Annotated in this window: 17 protein-coding genes; 13 read left to right on the top strand and 4 right to left on the bottom strand. The window is 41.1% G+C overall.

Going from position 1 to position 21,749, the window contains the following annotated elements:
- Window positions 1–15: 15 nt before the first annotated feature.
- A complete protein-coding gene (gene sthA / locus DPG01_RS06615) occupies window positions 16–1,431 on the bottom strand; it encodes a Si-specific NAD(P)(+) transhydrogenase (RefSeq protein WP_086208310.1) in 1,416 nt (471 codons plus the stop codon).
- Window positions 1,432–1,641: 210 nt separating this feature from the next.
- Between sthA and lipA the strand changes: the two genes are divergently transcribed.
- Complete coding sequence (lipA, locus tag DPG01_RS06610) at window positions 1,642–2,655, top strand: lipoyl synthase (protein WP_086208311.1); 1,014 nt, start codon at window positions 1,642–1,644, stop codon at window positions 2,653–2,655.
- 290 nt (window positions 2,656–2,945) lie between these two features.
- Window positions 2,946–5,420, top strand: coding sequence for an acyl-CoA dehydrogenase (locus tag DPG01_RS06605; protein ID WP_110974561.1), 2,475 nt, complete (start codon window positions 2,946–2,948; stop codon window positions 5,418–5,420).
- A 98-nt stretch (window positions 5,421–5,518) separates the two neighbouring features.
- Here the strand turns inward: DPG01_RS06605 and DPG01_RS06600 are convergent, their stop codons facing one another.
- Window positions 5,519–5,779, bottom strand: coding sequence for a hypothetical protein (locus DPG01_RS06600; protein WP_110974560.1), 261 nt, complete (start codon window positions 5,777–5,779; stop codon window positions 5,519–5,521).
- 274 nt (window positions 5,780–6,053) lie between these two features.
- Here DPG01_RS06600 and DPG01_RS06595 point away from each other — a divergent pair, with 274 nt between their 5' ends.
- The 4 genes from DPG01_RS06595 (at window position 6,054) to DPG01_RS06580 (ending at window position 9,072) form a co-directional block, all read left to right on the top strand.
- On the top strand, window positions 6,054–6,404 hold the full coding sequence (locus DPG01_RS06595) for a hypothetical protein (RefSeq protein WP_110974559.1): 351 nt from the start codon (window positions 6,054–6,056) through the stop codon (window positions 6,402–6,404).
- 7 nt (window positions 6,405–6,411) lie between these two features.
- A complete protein-coding gene (locus tag DPG01_RS06590) occupies window positions 6,412–8,139 on the top strand; it encodes a PepSY-associated TM helix domain-containing protein (RefSeq protein ID WP_110974558.1) in 1,728 nt (575 codons plus the stop codon).
- Window positions 8,136–8,474, top strand: a complete 339-nt coding sequence (locus DPG01_RS06585) for a DUF3325 domain-containing protein (protein WP_110974557.1) — start codon at window positions 8,136–8,138, stop codon at window positions 8,472–8,474. Before DPG01_RS06590 ends, DPG01_RS06585 begins: the two co-directional genes overlap by 4 nt.
- 79 nt (window positions 8,475–8,553) lie before the next feature.
- Window positions 8,554–9,072 (top strand): tetratricopeptide repeat protein, encoded by a 519-nt coding sequence (locus DPG01_RS06580; RefSeq protein ID WP_171327368.1) that lies wholly within the window; start codon window positions 8,554–8,556, stop codon window positions 9,070–9,072.
- A gap of 36 nt (window positions 9,073–9,108) precedes the next feature.
- Here the strand turns inward: DPG01_RS06580 and DPG01_RS06575 are convergent, their stop codons facing one another.
- Window positions 9,109–10,062: a DUF4424 family protein gene (locus tag DPG01_RS06575; protein ID WP_110974555.1), complete on the bottom strand. Its 954-nt coding sequence runs from the start codon at window positions 10,060–10,062 to the stop codon at window positions 9,109–9,111.
- Between the two features lie 21 nt (window positions 10,063–10,083).
- Window positions 10,084–10,617, bottom strand: a complete 534-nt coding sequence (locus tag DPG01_RS06570) for a peptidase C39 (RefSeq protein ID WP_110974554.1) — start codon at window positions 10,615–10,617, stop codon at window positions 10,084–10,086.
- A gap of 139 nt (window positions 10,618–10,756) precedes the next feature.
- On the opposite strand from DPG01_RS06570, the gene DPG01_RS06565 reads away from it, so the two are divergent.
- The 7 genes from DPG01_RS06565 to DPG01_RS06535 all read left to right on the top strand — a co-directional run bounded on the left by DPG01_RS06565 (window position 10,757) and on the right by DPG01_RS06535 (window position 21,746).
- Window positions 10,757–11,608: a DUF4062 domain-containing protein gene (locus DPG01_RS06565; protein ID WP_228156971.1), complete on the top strand. Its 852-nt coding sequence runs from the start codon at window positions 10,757–10,759 to the stop codon at window positions 11,606–11,608.
- 190 nt (window positions 11,609–11,798) lie between these two features.
- Window positions 11,799–13,181 carry an adenosylhomocysteinase gene (ahcY, locus tag DPG01_RS06560; RefSeq protein ID WP_110974553.1) on the top strand — a complete coding sequence of 461 codons (1,383 nt, stop codon included), beginning with the start codon at window positions 11,799–11,801 and terminating at the stop codon, window positions 13,179–13,181.
- Between the two features lie 184 nt (window positions 13,182–13,365).
- Entirely contained in the window at window positions 13,366–14,202 is an 837-nt protein-coding gene (gene metF, locus DPG01_RS06555) for a methylenetetrahydrofolate reductase [NAD(P)H] (protein ID WP_110974552.1), read from the top strand.
- 40 nt (window positions 14,203–14,242) lie between these two features.
- Window positions 14,243–14,977, top strand: coding sequence for a 16S rRNA (uracil(1498)-N(3))-methyltransferase (locus DPG01_RS06550; protein ID WP_110974551.1), 735 nt, complete (start codon window positions 14,243–14,245; stop codon window positions 14,975–14,977).
- A gap of 165 nt (window positions 14,978–15,142) precedes the next feature.
- Window positions 15,143–18,019 (top strand): EAL domain-containing protein, encoded by a 2,877-nt coding sequence (locus DPG01_RS06545; protein WP_110974550.1) that lies wholly within the window; start codon window positions 15,143–15,145, stop codon window positions 18,017–18,019.
- 140 nt (window positions 18,020–18,159) lie between these two features.
- A complete protein-coding gene (locus tag DPG01_RS06540; RefSeq protein WP_086208872.1) occupies window positions 18,160–20,439 on the top strand; it encodes an NADP-dependent malic enzyme in 2,280 nt (759 codons plus the stop codon).
- Window positions 20,440–20,522: 83 nt separating this feature from the next.
- Window positions 20,523–21,746 carry a multifunctional CCA addition/repair protein gene (locus DPG01_RS06535; RefSeq protein WP_110974549.1) on the top strand — a complete coding sequence of 408 codons (1,224 nt, stop codon included), beginning with the start codon at window positions 20,523–20,525 and terminating at the stop codon, window positions 21,744–21,746.
- Window positions 21,747–21,749 lie beyond the last annotated feature (3 nt).

Raw genomic sequence — 21,749 nt, 5'->3', positions numbered from 1 at the left:
AAAATATTATAAAAATTAGAACAAGCGATTCATACCGTTTAAAGTTGCAACCCGGTAAGCTTCCGCCATAGTTGGATAGTTGAATGTGGTTTCCACAAAATATTTGATGGTATTATTTGGACTATTCATCACAGCTTGACCAATGTGAATAATTTCCGAAGCGTTGTTACCGAAGCAATGTACACCCAGCACTTCCAAAGTTTCTCGGTGGAACAGAATTTTCAATTCACCCACCGTGTCACCCGTAATTTGTGCACGTGCCAAGTGACGGAATGAAGCCTGACCCACTTCATACGGAATTTTTTCTTCAGTTAACTCTTGTTCAGTTTTACCAATCGAAGAAATTTCTGGAATGGTATAAATCCCTGTCGGAATATCAACAACAGGTTCAACGCCTTCCTCACCGCTCATATTTGCACCCGCACAACGACCTTGGTCGTATGCAGCAGAAGCCAGTGAAGGCCAGCCAATCACATCACCTGCAGCATAAATATTTTCTACTTCGGTTTGGTACTGATCATTCACCGTAATCTGACCACGACTGTTTGGTGTAATGCCAACATTTTCCAAACCTAAGCCATCCGTATTTCCAGAGCGGCCGTTACACCATAAAATGGCATCGGCTTTAATTTTCTTACCGCTTTGCAAATGCAGTACCACGTGATCATCATAGGTTTCAAGATGATCAATCTGCTCATTATGGCGAATCAAAACACCTTGTTGGCGTAAGTGATAAGATAACGCATCTGAAATTTCATCATCAAGATAACTCAGCAGTTTGTGCTGTGTGTTTATCAAGTCAACTTTGTGATCTAGCCCAATAAAAATAGACGCGTATTCACAACCAATGACACCTGCACCATAAATAATGATTTTTTGGATGGAATAATCAAGATCTAAAATTTTGTCTGAATCGAATACACGCGGATGGTTAAAATCAAGCGCCGCAGGACGATATGGACGACTACCCGTTGCAATTACGATTTGTTTACATAGGATCGTTTCTTTAATGCCTTCAGGGCTAAACACTAAAACTGTATTTTGGTCTTGGACATAGGCGCGACCATGGAAAATATCAATTTTGTTACGGTCATAAAAACGTGAATGCGTATCTACTTGTTGTTGAATCACTTTATGTGCATTTTGAAGCACTTGCTTCATGGTAAACTGACGCCAGTCGCCCATTTTTTTAAACATTGGATCACGACGATAGCGAATAATGCTCGATACCGTTTGACGTAAAGCCTTACTTGGAATGGTCCCCACGTGGGTACAGTTACCACCGAGCTGCTCACGTACATCCACAATCGCAACACGCTTTCCAGATTTGGCAAGTTTCATTGCCGCGCCTTCACCCGCAGGGCCTGAACCTAGAACGACCGCATCGTACTTAACGAAAGTTCCACCAACGACCTCTTTTTTACGTGGCATTCAACGCTCCTTCTTCAAAAAACTTATTACTTATCTTGGGCATATTATGACGTAATTGCAGGCAATTTGCTGTATTTAGCTTACATATATTAAGTGATAACCACATTTAGTAAATGAATAGTATTTCTGCCCTATCAATTCGCATTTCCGCTATACTAAGAACTGCTATTTTTAGCATCTCCCCCGTCAAAAACAGTGGAATAGTTGAATATGTCTGAAAACCGTAAACCTGAGCAGGGTATCAAACTTCGTGGCGCAGAAAAGGTCGCGCGTATACCTGTAAAAGTTATTCCTACGGTTGAAACGCCACGCAAGCCGGATTGGATTCGCGTTAAAATGGCAGCACCCGAAGAAGTGCAACGCATTAAATCAACCCTACGTGAACAAAAACTACATACCGTTTGTGAAGAAGCAGCATGTCCAAACCTACCTGAATGTTTTGGTGGGGGTACTGCAACCTTTATGATTATGGGTGACATTTGTACACGTCGTTGTCCTTTCTGCGACGTGGCACATGGTCGTCCTAACGCACTTGACGCAGACGAACCACGTCACATGGCTGAAACGATTTCAAACTTAGGTCTAAAATATGCCGTGATCACTTCTGTAGACCGTGATGACTTACTTGACGGTGGTGCACAACACTTTGTTGATTGTATTAAAGAAGCACGTGCATTAAGCCCGAATACTTTACTTGAGATTTTAGTCCCTGACTTCCGTGGTCGTATGGACATTGCGCTTCGCATTATGACCGAGTGTCCACCTGATGTTTTCAACCACAACATTGAAACGGTGCCACGTTTATACAAAGCAATGCGTCCAGGTTCAGACTACCAACACTCTTTAAATCTGTTGAAAATGTTTAAAGAATACTGCCCTGACGTTCCAACCAAATGTGGTTTGATGGTCGGTATTGGTGAAACTGAAGAAGAAGTCATTTCACTTTTAGATGACTTGCATGCACACGGCGTTGACTATGTAACGATTGGTCAGTATTTACAGCCTTCAAAAGAGCATGCGCCGATTGACCGCTTTGTTACACCAGAAGAATTTGAACGTTACACTGCACATGGTCAAAAGCTAGGCTTTAGAAATATTTGGGCAGCACCAATGGTTCGCTCAAGTTACTTCGCTGACCGTCAATACTATGGCGAACCTGTACCAGCAGTACGTCGCAAAGTAGACCCTGCGAAAAAGATTGCCGTTCAAACGATTGAAGCTTAATTTCCTGTGGTGTTAAACAGTTAAATGCAAAAATTAAAAGCCCTCATATGAGGGCTTTTTTTATTACAGACTTCGTTCTTTATATTTTTCAATTACGTATTCATACATTTCTAACACAGTCATTGCTCAAAAAACACCCTAAGCTAATTCAAAGTCTAAAATAATTGTATTACTACACATCAGATCAAATTCATTTTATTACACCTTTTTAGTCTACGTTTTGCCCTATTTTCCGCGAAATTTTATAAAACGTATGACTCACCTCACGGTGTAAACAACGGGAGGTTTCAATGGTTTTCATTTTCGCCATTCTGCTTTTAATCTGTACCCTCTGGGCTGTTTTTTATTTTGAAGTCAGTCGCCTTATTGGTGCTGCAATGGTTATTTTTGCATCCCTCTTCACTGCTATTTTTATTAATCCGTGGTCACTACTTCTAGGTCTACCCTTAATTATTCTCAGCCTGATTGTGGTTATTGATCCATTACGCAAGTCCTTAATCACGCAACCTGCCTATAAAGCTTTAGCCAAAGCCATGCCGAGTATGAGCAGTACCGAACGCGAAGCATTGGATGCAGGCACCAGTTGGTGGGAAAAAGAATTATTTATGGGTGCGCCTGACTGGAAAAAATTTGATGGTTATGTCTACCCAACTTTGTCTGCTGAGGAGCAATCCTTCTTAGATCATGAAGTTGAACACCTTTGCGGTTTACTCAATGAATGGGAAATTCATCACCACTTAAAAGATCTTCCTGTTGAAGCATGGCAATACATCAAAGAACAAGGCTTTTTGGGTTTAATTATTCCCAAAGAATACGGTGGTCGTGCGTTTAGCTCCTTTGCCCAAAGTCGCATCATGAGCAAAATTTCTTCACGCTCACTGACCACTGCCGTCAGTTGTATGGTGCCCAACTCTCTAGGTCCAGGTGAATTGCTTTTACATTATGGAACTGAGGAACAAAAACAACGCTATCTACCGGGACTCGCCAAAGGTGAAGAAATCCCCTGCTTTGGTTTAACCAGTCCCGAGGCTGGTTCAGACGCAGGTGCAATACCTGATACAGGCGTGGTCTGTTATGGCATGTTTGAAGGCCGAGAAATACTCGGTTTACGTATGAACTTTTCAAAACGCTGGATTACTCTGGCACCTATTGCAACTGTGATTGGTCTCGCTTTTAAACTTTATGACCCTGATGGACTCTTAGGCGATGCAAGCAAAACTGAATACGGTATCACCTGCGCCTTATTACCTGCCAGCCATGCAGGTGTCCAAGTCGGTGCACGCCATAATCCTGGTTCCCCTTTTATGAATGGAACGGTCGATGGACAAGATGTTTTTATCCCACTCGATTGGATTATTGGTGGGGTAGAAAATGCAGGTAAAGGTTGGCGCATGCTGATGGAGTGCTTAGCCGTAGGTCGCGGTATTTCCCTACCTGCGCTCTCCACTGCTTCTGCTGAAATGGCCTATTTAAGCATCGGTGCTTTTGCCAAAGTCCGCCAACAGTTTAAAATTTCTGTGGGACATTTTGAAGGTGTGCAAGAAGCCACCAGTGATATTGCCAGCGGTGCGTATATGTTAGAAGCTTTTCGCTATATGGTGACCTGTGGTTTAAATGAAGGTGGAAAACCTGCTGTAATGACAGCTATGGCCAAATACTATGCCACTGAAACCATGCGTAAAATTGTCAATCACGGCATGGATGTCGTTGGTGGACGGGCTGTGCAAATGGGGCCACGCAATTTTTTAGCACTGAATTATCAAGCCATCCCCATTTCGATTACTGTTGAAGGGGCCAATATTTTAAGCCGTTCTTTAATGATCTTTGGTCAAGGTTCTATGCGCTGTCATCCTTATTTATATGAAGAGCTGCAACTCCTTCAAGCAGAAGATACAAAAACCGCTTTAGCGCCTTTCGACACGCTACTTTTTAAACATTTGGCTTATACCTTTAACCGAACAGCACGTTCATTCAGTTATGGCATGTTCGGTGGTCCTTCAGATGCTTCCGCACAGACAGATGATTTCTCACGTCCTTTTTACAAAACCATTAACCGTTTCAGTGCCAACTTCGCTTTAACCGCAGACCTTTGTTTAGGCTTACTTGCAGGTGATATTAAGCGCAAAGAAATGCTTTCAGGGCGTTTAGCCGACATTCATGCTTATTTATTTATCGCGACTGCTATTTTGAAGTTTTATGAAAAAGGACAACGTAGTGAGGTGGAACAACAACATGCTCAACTAGCTTTAGAAAAAGCATTCGTGCAAATTCAGGATGCATTTGATGGGCTACTTGCAAACTTTCCTATACGAGCCGCAGCTCGCATAGTCAAATTCATCTGTTTCCCTTTTGGTCGTGTTGCCCAACAACCAAGTGACCAGCTAAAAACGCAATTAGGACTTGCTATCATGGAAAATAACCCGTTCCGTGAACAACTGAAGCAGCATGTTTTTTACAATACCAATCCCGATGATGTCTTTGGGCGTATGGAAAATGCGTTCCAAGCAGCACTAAAGATTGATCCGCTGTGGACGAAGTTTAAAAAAGCGGAGTCCAAAGGACAATTTGAAGGCTTAGATTTTGAATCACATATTCAACATGCGCTTGAAACAGGATTCATCAGCTCTGAGGAAGCGGATCAGTTGCTTCATTACAACACTCAACGCTTCGATAGTATGCTCACCGATATTTTCGACCATAAACTTGAACAAACACTCTCTTTAAATAACCCCTACCACACCAAAATTTCAGATATTAGACTCTAATCGTCTTATTGGTTTTATGGAATTGCTAAAAAATAAAAGTTCGTTTACGGGCTTTTATTTTATCCACACAATATAAACCATGACATCGAAGCAAAGTTTTAAATCCAATAGACGTTTAAACGGTAATAGAACTCTTCCACTTCCAAACGGACTTGATATCCCAATTGGGTGAGTTCTGCTGAAAAACGGCGAATATCCTGTAAAGGTAAATGTTTTGGCAGCACTGTAAATACCGCAGTATTTCCCTGTTTGGCACTTTCTTCAATCAATGAGGCCAAACGTAATTTGTAGATCTCAATATCTAAATACGCTTGGTTAGACATAATTTTTGCTTGTTCAGCATTAATAAAAGCAGCCATTCCTTTCCTCAAATTACATCATTGTATAGGCAATGAAAATAACGCAGAAACAAATACTCAATCAGATGATTTAGTAACGCCATGTAGCCTTTTCGGCTAAAAAAAATCTTCAAAATTTAATAAATTTAATATTCTTCTACCGTTGCTTTAAATCTTACTCATTTAGAGGCTCACCAAACATTACAGAAAAAATAAATAAAATTACCATCTATTTAATTTAAATAATAATTGTTATCATTTGCAACACTATTTACTAAAGCACCAACTGTCTTCCATGAATAGCACCACTCAAATTGATGCCTTGGTTCATTCGGAAAAAGTTCGTCCGAAACCAACCAAAAAGAAAAAAGTCGATACCCCCGTTAGCTACCGCCTTATGGTGTTGTACCGATTTGCTCTTGCCTTACTTGGAGGCTATCTCCTTGCAGCACTTTCTGCATTAGCCATTGCTAAAATCTTTATAGCCAATCCTGTGAATGCGGCTATGAGCGCTACACTCATTGCATTTTGTCTTAACTGTGCTGCCTTTATTTGGGTCTTTATGGTTCAAAAAACCTTAAAAGCAACGCTCGGTATTGCTGTGACATGTATTGCACTGTATGCCCTACTCAAATTTTTAGGATAGTTTTTCAATGCGTGTTGATCAAAAAGCGGAAGGACCGCGCCAATCCATGTCATGGTTGCATACATGGGCCAGTCTCATTTTAGGGTGGCTGCTGTATGCAATTTTTGTGACTGGAACACTCAGTTTTTTCCAAAATGAAATTTCTACTTGGATGAAACCCGAAACCCATCAATCTATCCCTGCGCAGTCTCAAGTGCAACAAATGCAGGTCGCGCTCAACTATTTACAAAAAAACCACCCTGATGCAGGCAGTTGGAACATTCAACTACCCAACTCACGGCAAACTACGACTGAAGTAACTATTCGTGCCGTTGGCGAAGACCCGAAAGCACGTCGTGGTGGGACACGGATCACCTTAGACAGTGCAACTGGTGAAGTGATTGAACCACGGGATACGCGTGGTGGTGGGTTCCTGTACCGTTTCCATTTTGAATTGTACGGTTTACCGCGTCTGTGGACGCGTTGGTTGGTCGGGATTGCCACCATGTTCATGTTGGTCGCAATTGTTAGCGGTATCATCACCCATAAAAAAATCTTTAAAGACTTCTTTACCTTTCGTTCAGGCAAAGGTCAGCGTTCATGGCTTGATGCACACAACGCAACCGCTGTTTTTGCATTGCCTTTTCACTTAATGATTACTTTTAGTGGCTTACTACTGCTCATGTTTATGTTCATGCCTTGGGGAATTAACCAAGCGTATGAAAATAGACAACAGTTCTTACGTGACCAACAGGCCAGCATGATTGAACAGCCCCAAAAGGCCGAAGATCAGCAGCGCGAAGGTCGAGGTCAACGCGAAGGCGAAAGAGCGGATCGTGGAGAGCGCGGACAGCAACGTGGTGAACATGCTCAAGGTCGTGGTGGGGAACGTCCACAACCCGAACTCCGCCCTGCGCCACTGACGGACCTAGCGCCAATTATGATGATGGTACAACAACAGTGGAAAGACAATCCAATTGCTTCGATTAACATTATTTCACCCAATACAGACCAAGCCAAAATTGAGTTCCGTGCCTTGCGTGCTGAAAGTGTCGCCCATCGCAATGTCTATGCAACACTCAACTACAATGGGGTCACGGGTCAAGATGAAACGGATAAAAATATACGGATAAAAAACCCATCTATTCCAAGTGGTATCTATAACGTGGTCACCGTCTTACACGAAGCTCGCGGCGTCGACTTAGCTCTTCGTTGGTTGCTATTCTGTTCGGGCATTTTAGGCACGCTCATGGTCGCTACAGGTCTGATTCTTTGGTGTGTAAAACGTGCACCCCAACAGCAGAAACAAGGCTATAAATCGTTTGGTTTCCGACTGGTTGAAGTCCTAAATATTGCAGCAATTATTGGTTTGCCTTTGGCCTGCGCGGCATATTTTTATGCCAACCGTTTCATTCCAGCAGATGTAGAAATGCGCCTAAACTGGGAAATTCGTAGCTTCTTTACAGTATGGTTACTCACGCTGATTTATGCCATTTTCCGTACCCACCGCCAAGCATGGTTAGACTTACTTTTATTGGCAACATTCGCTTTCGCCTTGCTGCCAGTGATCAACTTGATGACAGGCGGTCAAGCTTTGTGGAACAGCATTCCGCAAGGCCAATGGATGATTGCATCGGTTGATTTAGCCATGTGGGTAATGGCAGTGATCTTCTATTTCGCTTATGACAAAGTTAAAAAGCATCAAGGTTTGCCGAATAAAAAAGTGAAAGCACCTGTTCAGGAGGCCAAAGCATGATTTGGTTTCTAATGATTTGGGCTTTAGCAACCTTAGGTTTTTTTGCTCTTGCCAGCAGTATGTCTAAGCATCAAAAGCAAATTTTTAGCAAAGAACTGACACTTCAGCAAACCCGCTTAGCAACCACTGTGGGTTGGTTACTCCTCATTGTTTCTTTGTTCATTTGCTTAACGCAAGGACATTGGAGCACTGAAATCAGTTATTGGGTTGGCGTGATTAGCTTCGCGGCACTGTTTGTTGGACTTTGCTTGAGTTATTTTGAGCAAAAAATTAAGAATATTGCTGTTTCAGTTTTACTCTTATTTATATTCAGCCTAACTTTGCACCTGATCTAAGCCTAAAAGCCAATCTTCGGATTGGCTTTTTCACTTGAAAGCATTAGGCTATCCACAGTTTAAATCTTTGGTTATTTGTATGCCTAAACCTCCTAAAATTCCTGCTGAATTAGTCAACCTTGCAACAACGGGCAATAGTGACGCTCAATTTGAACTTGCTGAACTGTATATGCAAAGTGAAAATGAAGATGACATTACGCTTGCAGAAGAATGGGCGCTCAAAGCAGCAGCATTAGGTCATGTAGAAGCCATGTATTGGCTCGGTGAAGGTTATGCTTTTTATGCCAAAGAACTTCGTGAAGAAGATCCAAGCGAAGCAGAAACCTACTTTGGACATGCACATCACTGGTTAAAACAAGCTGCTGAACTGAAACACCCTACTGCAATATTAGAGTTGGCTGGTTTTTACCGTCGGGGCGATGTGGTTGAAAAAGATGTCACTAAGTCAATTGAACTGGTACAACAAGCAGCGGAACTGGGTGAGGCTCAAGCCATGCGTGATTTGGCTTTCATTTATGAAAATGCACTAGGTGTTGATGCAGACGAGGAAAAAGCCAAATACTGGCACGACAAGGCGGATGCCGCAGAGCAAGAATAAAAGCAAAAGCCCATCCTTTGATGGGCTTTTTACTACTTAAAACTTACGCACAAAAATAATATCTAAATCCTGCTTAGGCACAAAATTCTTTTCTGTCATTTGAAATTGTGTCGAACTGATCTTTTTCACCTGACCATCCCAACAAAATGAAACCAACTCATTGGGATCACGCTCAATCGTCAGTTTAAAATTTTGAATCGGTTTCGCCCAATTTGCGCCCGTTTTCAAGATATAACCCAACGCCTGATAAGGTGCATATTGTGATTTGGCTTTTTTCAAACCCGCTTTGAAGCTTTGATCCATACAATAAGTCTTTTCATCCTCTTCAGGATATAAAGAGACCGAACCACCGACCAATGGCGCATATTCATGCTGAATACGGGTCATGCTGTTCGCTTTAAAATTTTGTTTCCAACTATAAATAACCTGAGACTGCCAGCGAATGAGATCTTCATCTTGAATTTTTAGTAGTTTTTGCACTCTTGGATTTTTACAAGTTTGAATTTTTTGCTGAATAGAAGTACTTATATCGGCATTTTCACCTTTCCACGGCTGTATCAGCTCTTGCTGCGTGAGACTACAAGCCATAAGCTCATTCGTTACATCGGCTTGAAAGTCTCCATCATGAACATATTCTTGTTCATTACTCGGTAAAAAAGCCCGTACATGCACCTGAGGCTGAATACGCTGACCATTAACTTGAATTTTAAAACTATCAATTAAACCTGTGGCATCAGCATAATCATAGTCCATGTAATTTTGAACTTTCGGTAAGGGAAATAAAATAGTCTCGTTTACCAAATGCTTACTTAAATTTTTAAACTCATAATCGACAGTGATTCGCTTTTTACTGATAAATAAGTTTTCACTATACATTTGAATATCTTTATTTTTCAGATATTGCACACCGCCTGTTGCAACAAAACCCGTACTGTCATTCGCACTCACGTGCATAGACATAAATACGAATAACCCTATTATTTTTTTCATTTTAATCTTCTTTTTTAAGGTTTAATGTTCTGCATGAGTCTCAAAGTTTGCATTCTCGATCATGATCACCTGACGACAAATGCCTTCGGCTTTTCGTTGTTGTTCAAATACAGATGCTGGCATCGCCTCAAAACTGTCAAAGAAACAGATTTCTTGTTCATCTATAGAATAAACCAGTGAATGGTTTCCGACGCCTTCTAAAGTATCGTAATACACAATAATAAAGTTATTCTGTTCAAACGCCTGCTGAATGTGTTGATAATTGATTGCAGGCGAAATAGGTAACTTTAACTGTTCAGCTTCGGCATAACTCAGTTTTTCTTGTTCTTGAAGATCAGGGTCTTCATCGGTATAGAAATGCACATTGAAACCAAACTTTTTTAAGCCTACAGCCAAGCCTATCGTTGTGGTGCCAAACGTTGCATCATAAGCACAGACATCAATCAATTGTTCAATCTCTGCATCTATACCTAAATGTTGTAGCATCATCCATACTGCATAGATACCGCCATTGGCTTCAAGGTTCATTAAGGATTCAGGGATATTCACGGCCATAACACAATTCAAAAAAGAGATTATGTTGATAATAAACAAAATGACATGAACTCGAAATTAAATAATTACATCAAACCATCGAAACCGTATAAATTTCAGATATATTAACTGTAAATAATCAAATTTCAGAAAATTAGAAATGGCATATCAAGCTACAATTTTAAATGTAATGATCGCATCCCCAAGTGATGTATTAGAAGAAAGACAACTAGTACGTGATGCAATTTATGAGTGGAATGCGATTCACTCAAAACAATTTGGTGTAATGCTAAATCCTGTTGGCTGGGAAACACATATTGCACCTGAAATGAGTGGTAGACCGCAAGAAATTATCAATAAACGAATTTTAGAAGATTCAGATATTTTATTGGGAATATTTTGGACTCGCTTAGGCACTGAAACTGGCGAATATGTGAGTGGTACTGTCGAAGAAATTTCAAGACATATCGCATCTCAGAAACTAACCTCCATTTATATTTGTGACAGACCAATACCACCAAGTAAAATTACTGATCAATATCAAAAACTACAAGTACAAATTCGGGAATGGATGCTGAATGGTGTATTAGAATTTTATAATGATCTACTAACTTTTAAACAAAAAATTAAAGATCATATAACACTACAATTACAAAATAACGAATATATTCATAATCTTTTAGATAACTCAACATTTGAAAGCGAAGTACCACCCCCAAATAATCGTTCCATTGAACCTAGTGATGAAATGGTTCAACTCATAATAAGTGCTGGAGAAACAGAAAGTGAAATTCAATTTATTTCGGGTATTGATTGCACAAATTTATACGCGGGCGATTTAAAATTGAATTTGGATACACCTAGAAAAATTGCTACATGGAAAAGCACTCTACGTGAACTTGTAACATTGGGACTCATTCAAGATGAATATGATGGAAAACTCTTTAACCTTACCAAACAAGGTTGGAAGGCATTTGATCAATTAAAAGAACAAATAGGCAAAAGCCAATAATATTATCTTTTAAAACTTGGAACACTTTTAGAATCCAAGTACAATACTTCGCTAGTCGAGGGATGCTGCGACTTTTTCACAGGTACATAAATGTGAAATCGCTAGGCTCGACGATCCGGTTCAAATCCTTTTTGAATCAACAACGGCATCCGCGAACTGAATGATCAATTTTTTATATTAGGAGATCGTGATGAACGCGGTTACTGCTTCATTTACAGATTACAAAGTTGCTGATATTTCACTTGCTGACTACGGCCGTAAAGAAATCAAACTTGCTGAAGCAGAAATGCCAGCACTTATGGGTCTACGTAAGCGTTATGCTGCTGCAAAACCACTTGCTGGCGCAAAAATCCTTGGTTGTATCCACATGACCATTCAAACTGCGGTTCTTATTGAAACCCTAGTTGAATTAGGTGCAGAAGTTCGTTGGACATCTTGTAACATCTTCTCTACTCAAGACCATGCTGCTGCGGCAATTGCGGCTTCTGGTGTCCCAGTATTTGCTTGGAAAGGCGAAACTGAAGAAGAATATGTATGGTGTTTAGAACAACAAATCAATGTGAATGGTACGCCTTGGGATGCCAACATGATTTTGGATGATGGCGGTGACTTAACTGCGCTTGTTCATGAAAAATACCCAAATGTATTGGCTAAAATTCACGGTATTACTGAAGAAACCACCACAGGTGTTCAACGTCTACTTGAAATGTGGAAAGACGGTTCTCTTAAAGTTCCTGCGATCAACGTCAACGATTCAGTAACGAAATCTAAAAACGACAACAAATACGGTTGCCGCCACTCACTAAACGATGCGATCAAACGTGGTACAGATATGCTTTTATCTGGCCGTCGTGCACTTGTCATCGGTTACGGTGACGTAGGTAAAGGTTCTGCTCAATCTCTTCGTCAAGAAGGCATGATTGTACGTGTAACTGAAGTTGATCCAATCTGTGCAATGCAAGCATGCATGGATGGCTTTGAGGTTGTTGCTCCGTACAAAAACGGCGTTCAAACTGGTAAAAAAGAAGACATCAACCTTGATCTTCTTCAAAATACTGACTTGATCGTAACGACAACGGGTAACTACCACGTATGTGATGCTGCAATGTTAGATACATTAAAAGCAGGCGCAGTGGTGTGTAACATCGGTCACTTTGACACTGAAATCGACACCAACTACTTACGTGGTTACAAGTGGGTTGAAGTGAAGCCACAAGTACACCAAGTGTATCGTTCTGAAAATGACAGCGACTACTTAATCCTACTTTCTGAAGGTCGTCTTGTGAACTTGGGTAATGCAACAGGTCACCCATCACGTGTTATGGATGGTTCTTTTGCCAACCAAGTCTTAGGTCAAATGCACTTATTCGCGGAAAAATTTGCGGATCTTGCAGAAGATCAAAAACAAGCAGCAATCCGTGTAGAACTCCTTCCTAAGAAATTAGATGAAGAAGTTGCTGCGGCAATGGTTGCAGGTTTTGGCGGTGTGTTAACAACTTTGACTCAAGTACAAGCAGATTACTTAGGTGTTCAAGTTGAAGGCCCATTCAAATCAGACGCTTATAAATACTAAGTTTTATATTTCCCCTCATCCTAGCCTTCTCCCAATGAGAGAAGGGACTTTTCATTATTAATTCAATTTATAGTGAAAGTCCCCTTCTCCTGTAAAGCGAGTTTTAAGCACTGCTTTAAAGCTACGCGCAAGAGTGGGCTAGGAAGAGGTCTAAATAAAAAGCATTTATAAAAAGGATTTGAACATGTCGAAACACATTCCTATTTCTTTTGAGTTTTTCCCGACCAAAACGGATGCGGGCGCAGAGAAGCTCAAAGTCGTACATCAAGAACTACAACTCTTAAATCCAGAGTTTTTCTCAATTACTTATGGTGCAGGCGGTTCAACCCGTGAACGTACCTTAGCAGCGATTGCAGAATTTAATGGTAAAGGCACACCTGTTGCCCCTCACCTGTCTTGTATTGGTGATGACAAAGCACGTATTGCTGAGTTACTCGACATCTACAAAGACCAAGGCATTGACCGTATTGTGGCGCTACGTGGTGACTTACCTTCTGGACAAGTCGGCTTAGGTGAATTGCCTTATGCAACCGATTTGGTAGGTTTTATCCGTGAGCATTCAGGTGATCATTTCAAAATTGAGGTCGCTGCGTATCCTGAAATGCACCCTCAAGCAGATAGCTTTGACCAAGACATTCAACGCTTTTGCGACAAAGCCAATGCTGGTGCGAATGCCGCACTGACTCAGTTCTTCTTTAATCCAGATGCCTACTTCTACTTTGTAGATCGCATTCAAAAAGAAGGCGTGAATATTCCTGTAGCACCAGGCATTATGCCAATTATCAATGCCAGCAACTTAATTCGCTTTGCAGATGGTACAGGCGCTGAGATTCCACGTTGGATTCGCAAGCAACTGGCAACCTATGGTGACGATACCGCAAGCATTAAAGCATTTGGTCACGAAGTGGTTGTAAAACTGTGTGAACGCTTAATTGCAGGTGGTGCACCAAGTTTGCATTTCTACACCATGAACACCACTGATCCTACCCGTCAACTTGTACTAGACCTCGGTTTAGCATAAGGATTTAAACCAGATTCACCCTATTTGAGAGTAAAACCGAATGCCTCGTTTTTTTATGGAAGCAGAACTCAATGTTGATCACACTGTCGAACTGACTGAAACGGTGTTTCATCATTGGGTCAAAGTTTTACGCGCTCAAGTCGGTGAAACGGCTACCTTGTTTAATGGACAAGGTGGCGAGTATGAAGTGACCTTAAGTGACGTTGCCAAAAAGTCAGCCTCAGTTCAGGTCACTGCTTTCAACCCAACCAATCGCACACCTGCGTTCAAAACTTTACTCGGTCAAGTCATGAGTAAAGGTGACCGTATGGACTATGTCATTCAAAAAGCGGTTGAATTGGGCGTTTCGGAGATTCAACTCTTAACATCTGAACGTTGCGAAATGCGTTTGAAATATGATCGTGACCAAAAGAAGATTGATCATTGGCAAGGTATTGCCATAGCGGCTTGTGAACAATGTGGCATGAACCTTGTTCCCACTATTCATGCTCCGGTCGGCTTAGAAAAATGGCTCGCGACAGAGTTACCAACAACTCGACTTGTGCTTGCACCAAACAAAGAAGAACTCGACGTTTTGGCAGAAGCGACCCCGAACATTGCGTTACTGATTGGCCCTGAAGGTGGTTTAAGTGAGGCTGAAATTACGACAGCCAATGACCACGGATTTATAAACTGGTGTATAGGCGAACGGGTGTTACGTACAGAGACTGCGCCAGTTGTCGCTTTAGCGATTCTAAATTACAAATTTAGTGATTTAAATCACATAAACGGTTGAGTCATCCTTTAGTTCTGTTAATATATTGCTTATTATGTACAACAATATTACCCTTGACTTATATCAAAACATAACTTGAGTTTATTTTTGTACTGTGTTTTTTTAACTTGAAAAACTCACAACTGAACATTTTTAGGTCATAAAAAAAATAAGGTTTCGCGATTCATGCCAGATATTTCTACAGAAAATCTTGATCGGCACTTGCAGACTGCGCAGATATCGCACTCCATTAGCCATATTCGTTTTCTTATTAGTAGCTTACTGATTCTTAATTTTTATATTTTCTGTACATATCACTATAATTTTTCTCAAGATTCTTTTTATTTTAACCTTTGGTTTTTCATTTCTGAGTTTATTTTGAGTATTTTATGGGTGATTAGCACAGTCTATTTCAAGCCAAGTAACTATTCAACTCATCCTGCACATCGTTGGATTCAAGGTGTTTGCTTAACCGTCGGCTGTCTAGTTGCGACTGGTGTTGTATGTATTTATTATTATCTACCCCAACAATCAGGTGATTTTAGTTTTGTTGACGCATTGGTTTTATCTGCACTTTTGGTCATTGTTACACAAACAGTCTGCCTAACCTATTTAACCCAGCGAATTAATTATTTCTGTCTAGTCTTTATTCCATCAATTACGCCCTATATCTTCTCTCAATTCATTTACTTTGATAACAATCACAATATTTTTCACCTTACCGTCAATTTTATTTTGATTGTGATATTACTCTGTGCCAATGCAACAAATCGTATCAATCAGCATTCCTCGCGCCTCTCTATTAAAAACCGCGAACTGAAAAAAGAAGCTGAAATGCAAGTGGCATGGACCGATGATCTTTGTAAACAATTACAAACTGAAGTGAATAAATCCAAGGAAATAGAGCAACAACTGCAACTGAATAATCAGTTACTGGAACAAAAAGTACGTGAGCGTACTTTTGACATCAACGAAATCAATAAAGATTTAAAAAACAAACAAGAAAACCTTTCTCTTGCACATAAAATTGCAGGTATTCGCCCTTGGGATTGGAATATTAAAGATCGTTTGATTTCACTAACCAATCACAAACAAGAAAAAGTCGTTAAAAACTCCACAGAACATCAAAACCAACTACAGTTTTTGATTCATCCAGATGACATTACATTATTTAAGTCGTCTATGAAAAGTCATTTACGGGGTCATTCAGATCGCTATGAAGCCACTTACCGTGTGCAACATAACAATGGGAAATGGTATTGGGTACATGACACTGGTCGTGTTATTTCCCGAGATCCTATGACACAAAAGCCTTTACAAATGGTGGGTATTCGACGTGATATTCAACATGAAAAAAGTAATCAGGAACGTTTACGACTCGCAGCAAGCGTACTTGAACAAGCAGAACAAGGTATTTTCATTCTTGATGAAGACCTGCGTTATATCGACGTAAACCCATTCTTTGAGCGTCTCACTGGGTTTAATGCTACACACATAAATGGTAAACATCTATTTGATATTGTGGCCAACTATAAGTCGCATCAACGCACCACTCACAACCAAATCATTGCTCAGCTTTTGAAAAAAGGTGAATACGATGGTGAACTAGACGAAAAGTTTCTTTCAGGCAAAGAACTGTGTATTTGGATGCATCTGAATGCCATCACTGATGATCAAGATCGTGTGACCCATTATATTGGGATTGTGTCTGATTTAACTGAGCGTAAACTGCAAGAGCAACGCCTTTCTTACCTAGAAAACTACGACACATTAACGGACTTACCTAACCGTTTTTATTATAACTATCAACTGCATCAGTATCTCGTCTCTCAAAAAGACAGTATTAAACAACTGGCAATTATTCGTCTCAATATTGACCGTTTCCGACCATTGAATGAGTTTTTAAGCAACAATGGTGGAGATGAATTACTCCGTCAAGTTGCACAACGCCTTCGTTTAACCAATGCAGAAGCTCTAGTTGTTGCTCACTTAAACGGCGATGATTTTGCTATTGTCTATGAAATTTCACATATTCGGCCATCTATTCAACAGCATATTGAGCGAATTCATAAAGCGTTTAGCTTACCTTTTGACATCTTTGGTCAAGAACATATCATTACGCTTTCAATGGGAATTTCTCAATACCCTGAACACGGTCGCCAACTTGACTACTTAAATAACTGTGCAGAACAAGCATTGACCGAGGCAAAACGCCTTGGTGGCAATACAACCAAGTTTTATACTTTGAGTAATACAGTTGCTTTAGAAGAAGGGATTTATTTAGAACGTGATTTAAGGCTGGCAATACAAAACAATGAGTTGGTAGTCTATTATCAACCAAAAATCAATTTTCACGATCAAAAAATTTATGGTTTTGAAGCGCTAGTACGTTGGAATCATCCATCCAAAGGTATAGTTCCCCCTGGACTGTTCATTCCTATGGCGGAAAAAACCAGTCTGATTTCGGATATTGGGCGCATTGTCATCCTACAAACCGCAAAACAGATTCAAGAATGGAATAAACTTGGTTTCGAGGACATTTGTGTCTCTGTCAATGTGGTTGCACAACAGTTACAACGTGGTCAACTCCTCAAAGATTTGGATGAAGCGCTTCACCTTTATGGAATCAAAGGCAGTAGCCTAGAGTTAGAAATAACCGAGTCCACCTTAGTAGAAAACTCTGTTGAAGTTAAAAATTTACTTGAGACCATCAAATCACGTGGCATCCACATTTCTTTGGATGATTTCGGTACTGGCTATTCATCCCTGTCCTATCTGACCGACTTCCCAATCGACACTTTAAAAATTGATCGCACATTTATTTCAAAAATTGGTCACAGCAAACAAGAAGCGATTGTCAGTGCCATGATTGCAATGGGTAAAGCCATGGGCATGACTGTCGTCGCTGAAGGTATCGAAACTGAGCAGCAACTAAACTACTTACAAAACCTTGAATGCGATATCGCTCAAGGTTACTTATTTTCCAAACCACTTGCCCAGCGTGACGCAACTCAGTATCTCAAAGATAACCTCGAACTGCCCGCTTATACATACTTAATATAAATCAGGTGGTTTTAGCTCTAAGTTTGACTTAAAAAGCATCAGCTATCACTGGGATATGCCAGCAACTAATGGTATATTCGGTCTTGTCTACTAAAAAACCACCAGCTCCGCTGGCTAACCCACGCTACAAAGAGATTCAGATGGACGATCAATCATTAAAACAGCAAGCTTTGTATTATCACGAATTTCCAACTCCAGGGAAAATCAGCGTTACACCAAGCAAGCAGCTGGTCAACCAACGTGACTTAGCTTTAGCTTATTCACCAGGTGTTGCTGCACCATGTTTAGAGATTGAACGCGACCCGTCTACTGCTGCGCTTTACACAGCGCGTGGTAACTTAGTTGCTGTGGTCAGTAACGGTACAGCCGTACTTGGCCTAGGCAACATTGGTCCTTTAGCGTCTAAACCTGTTATGGAAGGTAAAGGCGTACTGTTTAAGAAATTTGCTGGTGTTGACGTTTTTGACATCGAAATTGCAGAAAATGATCCTGACAAAATCGTGGACATTGTTGCTGCATTAGAACCGACTTTTGGCGGTATTAACCTTGAAGATATCAAGGCGCCAGAGTGTTTCTATATCGAGCAAAAACTACGTGAACGCATGAACATTCCTGTGTTCCACGACGACCAACATGGTACTTCTATTATTGTTGGTTCTGCTTTGCTGAACGCTTTACAGTTAAATGGCAAAAAAATTGAGGAAATCAAGATCGTTGCTTCAGGCGCAGGCGCTGCTGCATTGTCTTGTTTAGATCTTCTTTGTGCAATTGGTGCGAAGAAAGAAAATATTATTGTAGCTGACTCTCGCGGTCTGCTTACCACTAAGCGTGAAGGCTTAGACGAGTCTAAAAAGCGTTATGTACAAGACATCGACGGCACTCAACTGGCTGACGTGATTGCAGACGCAGACATGTTCCTTGGGTTATCTGCTGCAGGTATCTTAACCAAAGAAATGGTTAAGCTCATGGCAAAAGATCCAATTATCTTTGCACTTGCAAACCCAGATCCAGAAATTCTACCTGAACATGCTCACGAAGTTCGTGATGATGTCATCATGGCAACAGGTCGTTCAGACTATCCAAACCAAGTAAATAACGCACTTTGCTTCCCTTACATTTTCCGTGGTGCCCTTGATGTAGGTGCAACGACGATTAATGAAGAGATGAAAATCGCGTGTGTATATGCGATTGCGCGTATGGCACACATTGAAGCAGATGCGGCATCTTATGGTGAAAAATCAGCATCATTTGGTCGTGACTACCTTATTCCACGTCCACTCGATCAACGTCTGATTTTGGAAATTGCGCCAGCTGTTGCACAAGCAGCAATGGACTCTGGTGTAGCTGATCGCCCAATTCAAGACTTCTCTGCTTACCGTCAACGTCTGTCTGAGTTTGTTTACAACTCTGCGTTCATGATGAAGCCTATTTTTGCTCAGGCAAAATCTGACCCAAAACGTATTGCTTATGCAGAAGGTGAAGACCTACGTGTACTTCGTGCAGTACAAATTGCGGTTGATGAAGATCTTGCAAAACCAATTTTAGTCGGTCGTACGGCAGTTATTGAAGCGAACATCAAAAAGTTAGGCTTACGTCTTGAACATGGTGTGAACATCACGATTGTGGATCAAGAAAAAAATCCTGACTACGAACTGTTTGCAGACGACTACTACACACTCATGCAGCGTAAAGGTGTAACACCTGAATATGCGCAACGTGAAGCACGTCGTCGTTCAACCTTGATCGCGTCGATGTTGGTGAAACATGGTAAAGCAGACGGTATGTTATGTGGTACATATTCAAGCTACGACATTCACTTAGATTTCGTTAAAAACATCATTGGTAAAAAAGAAGGTCACAACTCTTTCTTTACGCTGAATGCTTTAATGCTTGAAGATCGCAACCTGTTCATTGCTGACACTTACATCAATCGTAATCCAACGGCTGAACAGCTGGCTGAAATGACTATTTTAGCTGCTGAAGAAGTGCGCCGTTTTGGCATGACACCACGTGTTGCACTACTTTCTCACTCAAGCTTCGGTTCAGATCAAACTGATGCAAGCGCACAAAAAATGCGTAAAGTGTTTGAGATTTTAACGCAAATTGCGCCAGAACTTGAAGTTGAAGGTGAAATGCATGCAGACGCAGCATTGGATGAAAACATCCGTAGCTTTGCATACTCAAACTCACGCTTCAAAGGTTCTGCGAACCTACTGATCATGCCGAACTTGGATGCAGCCAACATTTCATTTAACCTGTTAAAAGCAACTTCAGGCAATAATGTTACTATTGGTCCTATCCTATTAGGTGCAGCTAAGCCAGTTCATATTTTGACGCCGACAGCAACAACACGTCGTTTGGTCAACATGACAGCGCTGACTGTAGCCGAAGTTCAAGAAGCTGAGAAAAACGCTATCTAATCACTTGTTGAGATAGTCTCGTCTTGTGACTTGAGAAAACCTCTATTCTGTAGCATGATGGCTACAAGAATAGAGGTTTTTTCATGCAAGTTTATTTAGTAGGCGGTGCGGTCCGAGATCAGCTTCTGGGTCATCCCTATCACGAAAAAGATTATGTAGTTGTCGGTGCAACGCCTGAACAACTGCTTGCCCAAGGTTTCCAACCTGTAGGTAAAGATTTTCCTGTTTTTTTACATCCTGAAACCAAAGATGAATATGCGCTTGCCCGTACTGAACGTAAGTCAGGACAGGGATATCATGGCTTTGAGTTTTATACCGATAGTTCCGTCACCCTAGAACAAGATTTAATTCGACGCGACCTTACCATTAATGCCATCGCTATGGATGATGACGGCACACTATATGACCCCTATGGTGGTCAGCGAGACCTAGAACGACGTGTTTTACGGCATGTTTCCGATGCTTTTGTAGAAGACCCGCTGCGCGTCCTACGTATTGCTCGATTTGCAGCACGTTATAAAACCCTAGGATTTACAGTGGCAGAGGAAACGTTGGCACTGATGCAACAACTCGCAAACTCGGGCGAACTTGAGACGCTGACACCTGAACGCGTTTGGAAAGAAACCTCCCGCGCCCTAATGGAAGATCATGCCGATGAATACTTTGAAGTGCTACGTCGCTGTGGTGCTTTAAAAGTACTTTTTCCAGAAATTGAGGCACTTTACGGTATTCCGCAGCGCCCTGAATATCACCCTGAAATTGACTGTGGTATTCATACCATGATGTCATTACAACAGGCGTGCCGCGCCAACTATGCACTAGATGTTCGTTTTGCTGTTCTCGTACATGACTTAGGTAAAGCCTTAACACCTGTGGATGAATTACCACGTCATATCATGCATGAAGAACGTGGGGTTAAACCTGTGACTGAAGTGTGCGAGCGTCTAAAAGTCCCAACACAGATGAAACAACTTGCAATTACGGTCTGCAAAGAACATTTAAAATGTCATCAAGCCCTCACCTTAAAACCAGGGACTTTATGGCGCTTACTGCAACGCTTAGATGTATTGCGTCGTCCTGAACGGGTTGAAGCCTTTGTGCAGGCCTGTGAATGCGACTCACGTGGTCGTTTAGGACTTGAAGATCGTGAATACCCGCAGTCTCAATATGTTTTAAAAGCGATGGAGGTTGTGCGAAATATTAAAGCTCAAGATCTGCCTGCAGATATCCAAGGCCCTGATATTGGTGAAATGCTGATTGAACGTCGCATACATGCCATTGGCGTGCTGAAAGCTCAATACAGTTGAATC

It is taken from the genome of Acinetobacter sp. WCHAc060042, assembly GCF_003231195.1.
In the GTDB taxonomy this organism is placed as follows: Bacteria; Pseudomonadota; Gammaproteobacteria; order Pseudomonadales; family Moraxellaceae; genus Acinetobacter.
The sequence above is the reverse complement of the archived record's forward strand: the minus strand, read 5'-3'. Positions and strand labels throughout refer to the sequence as shown.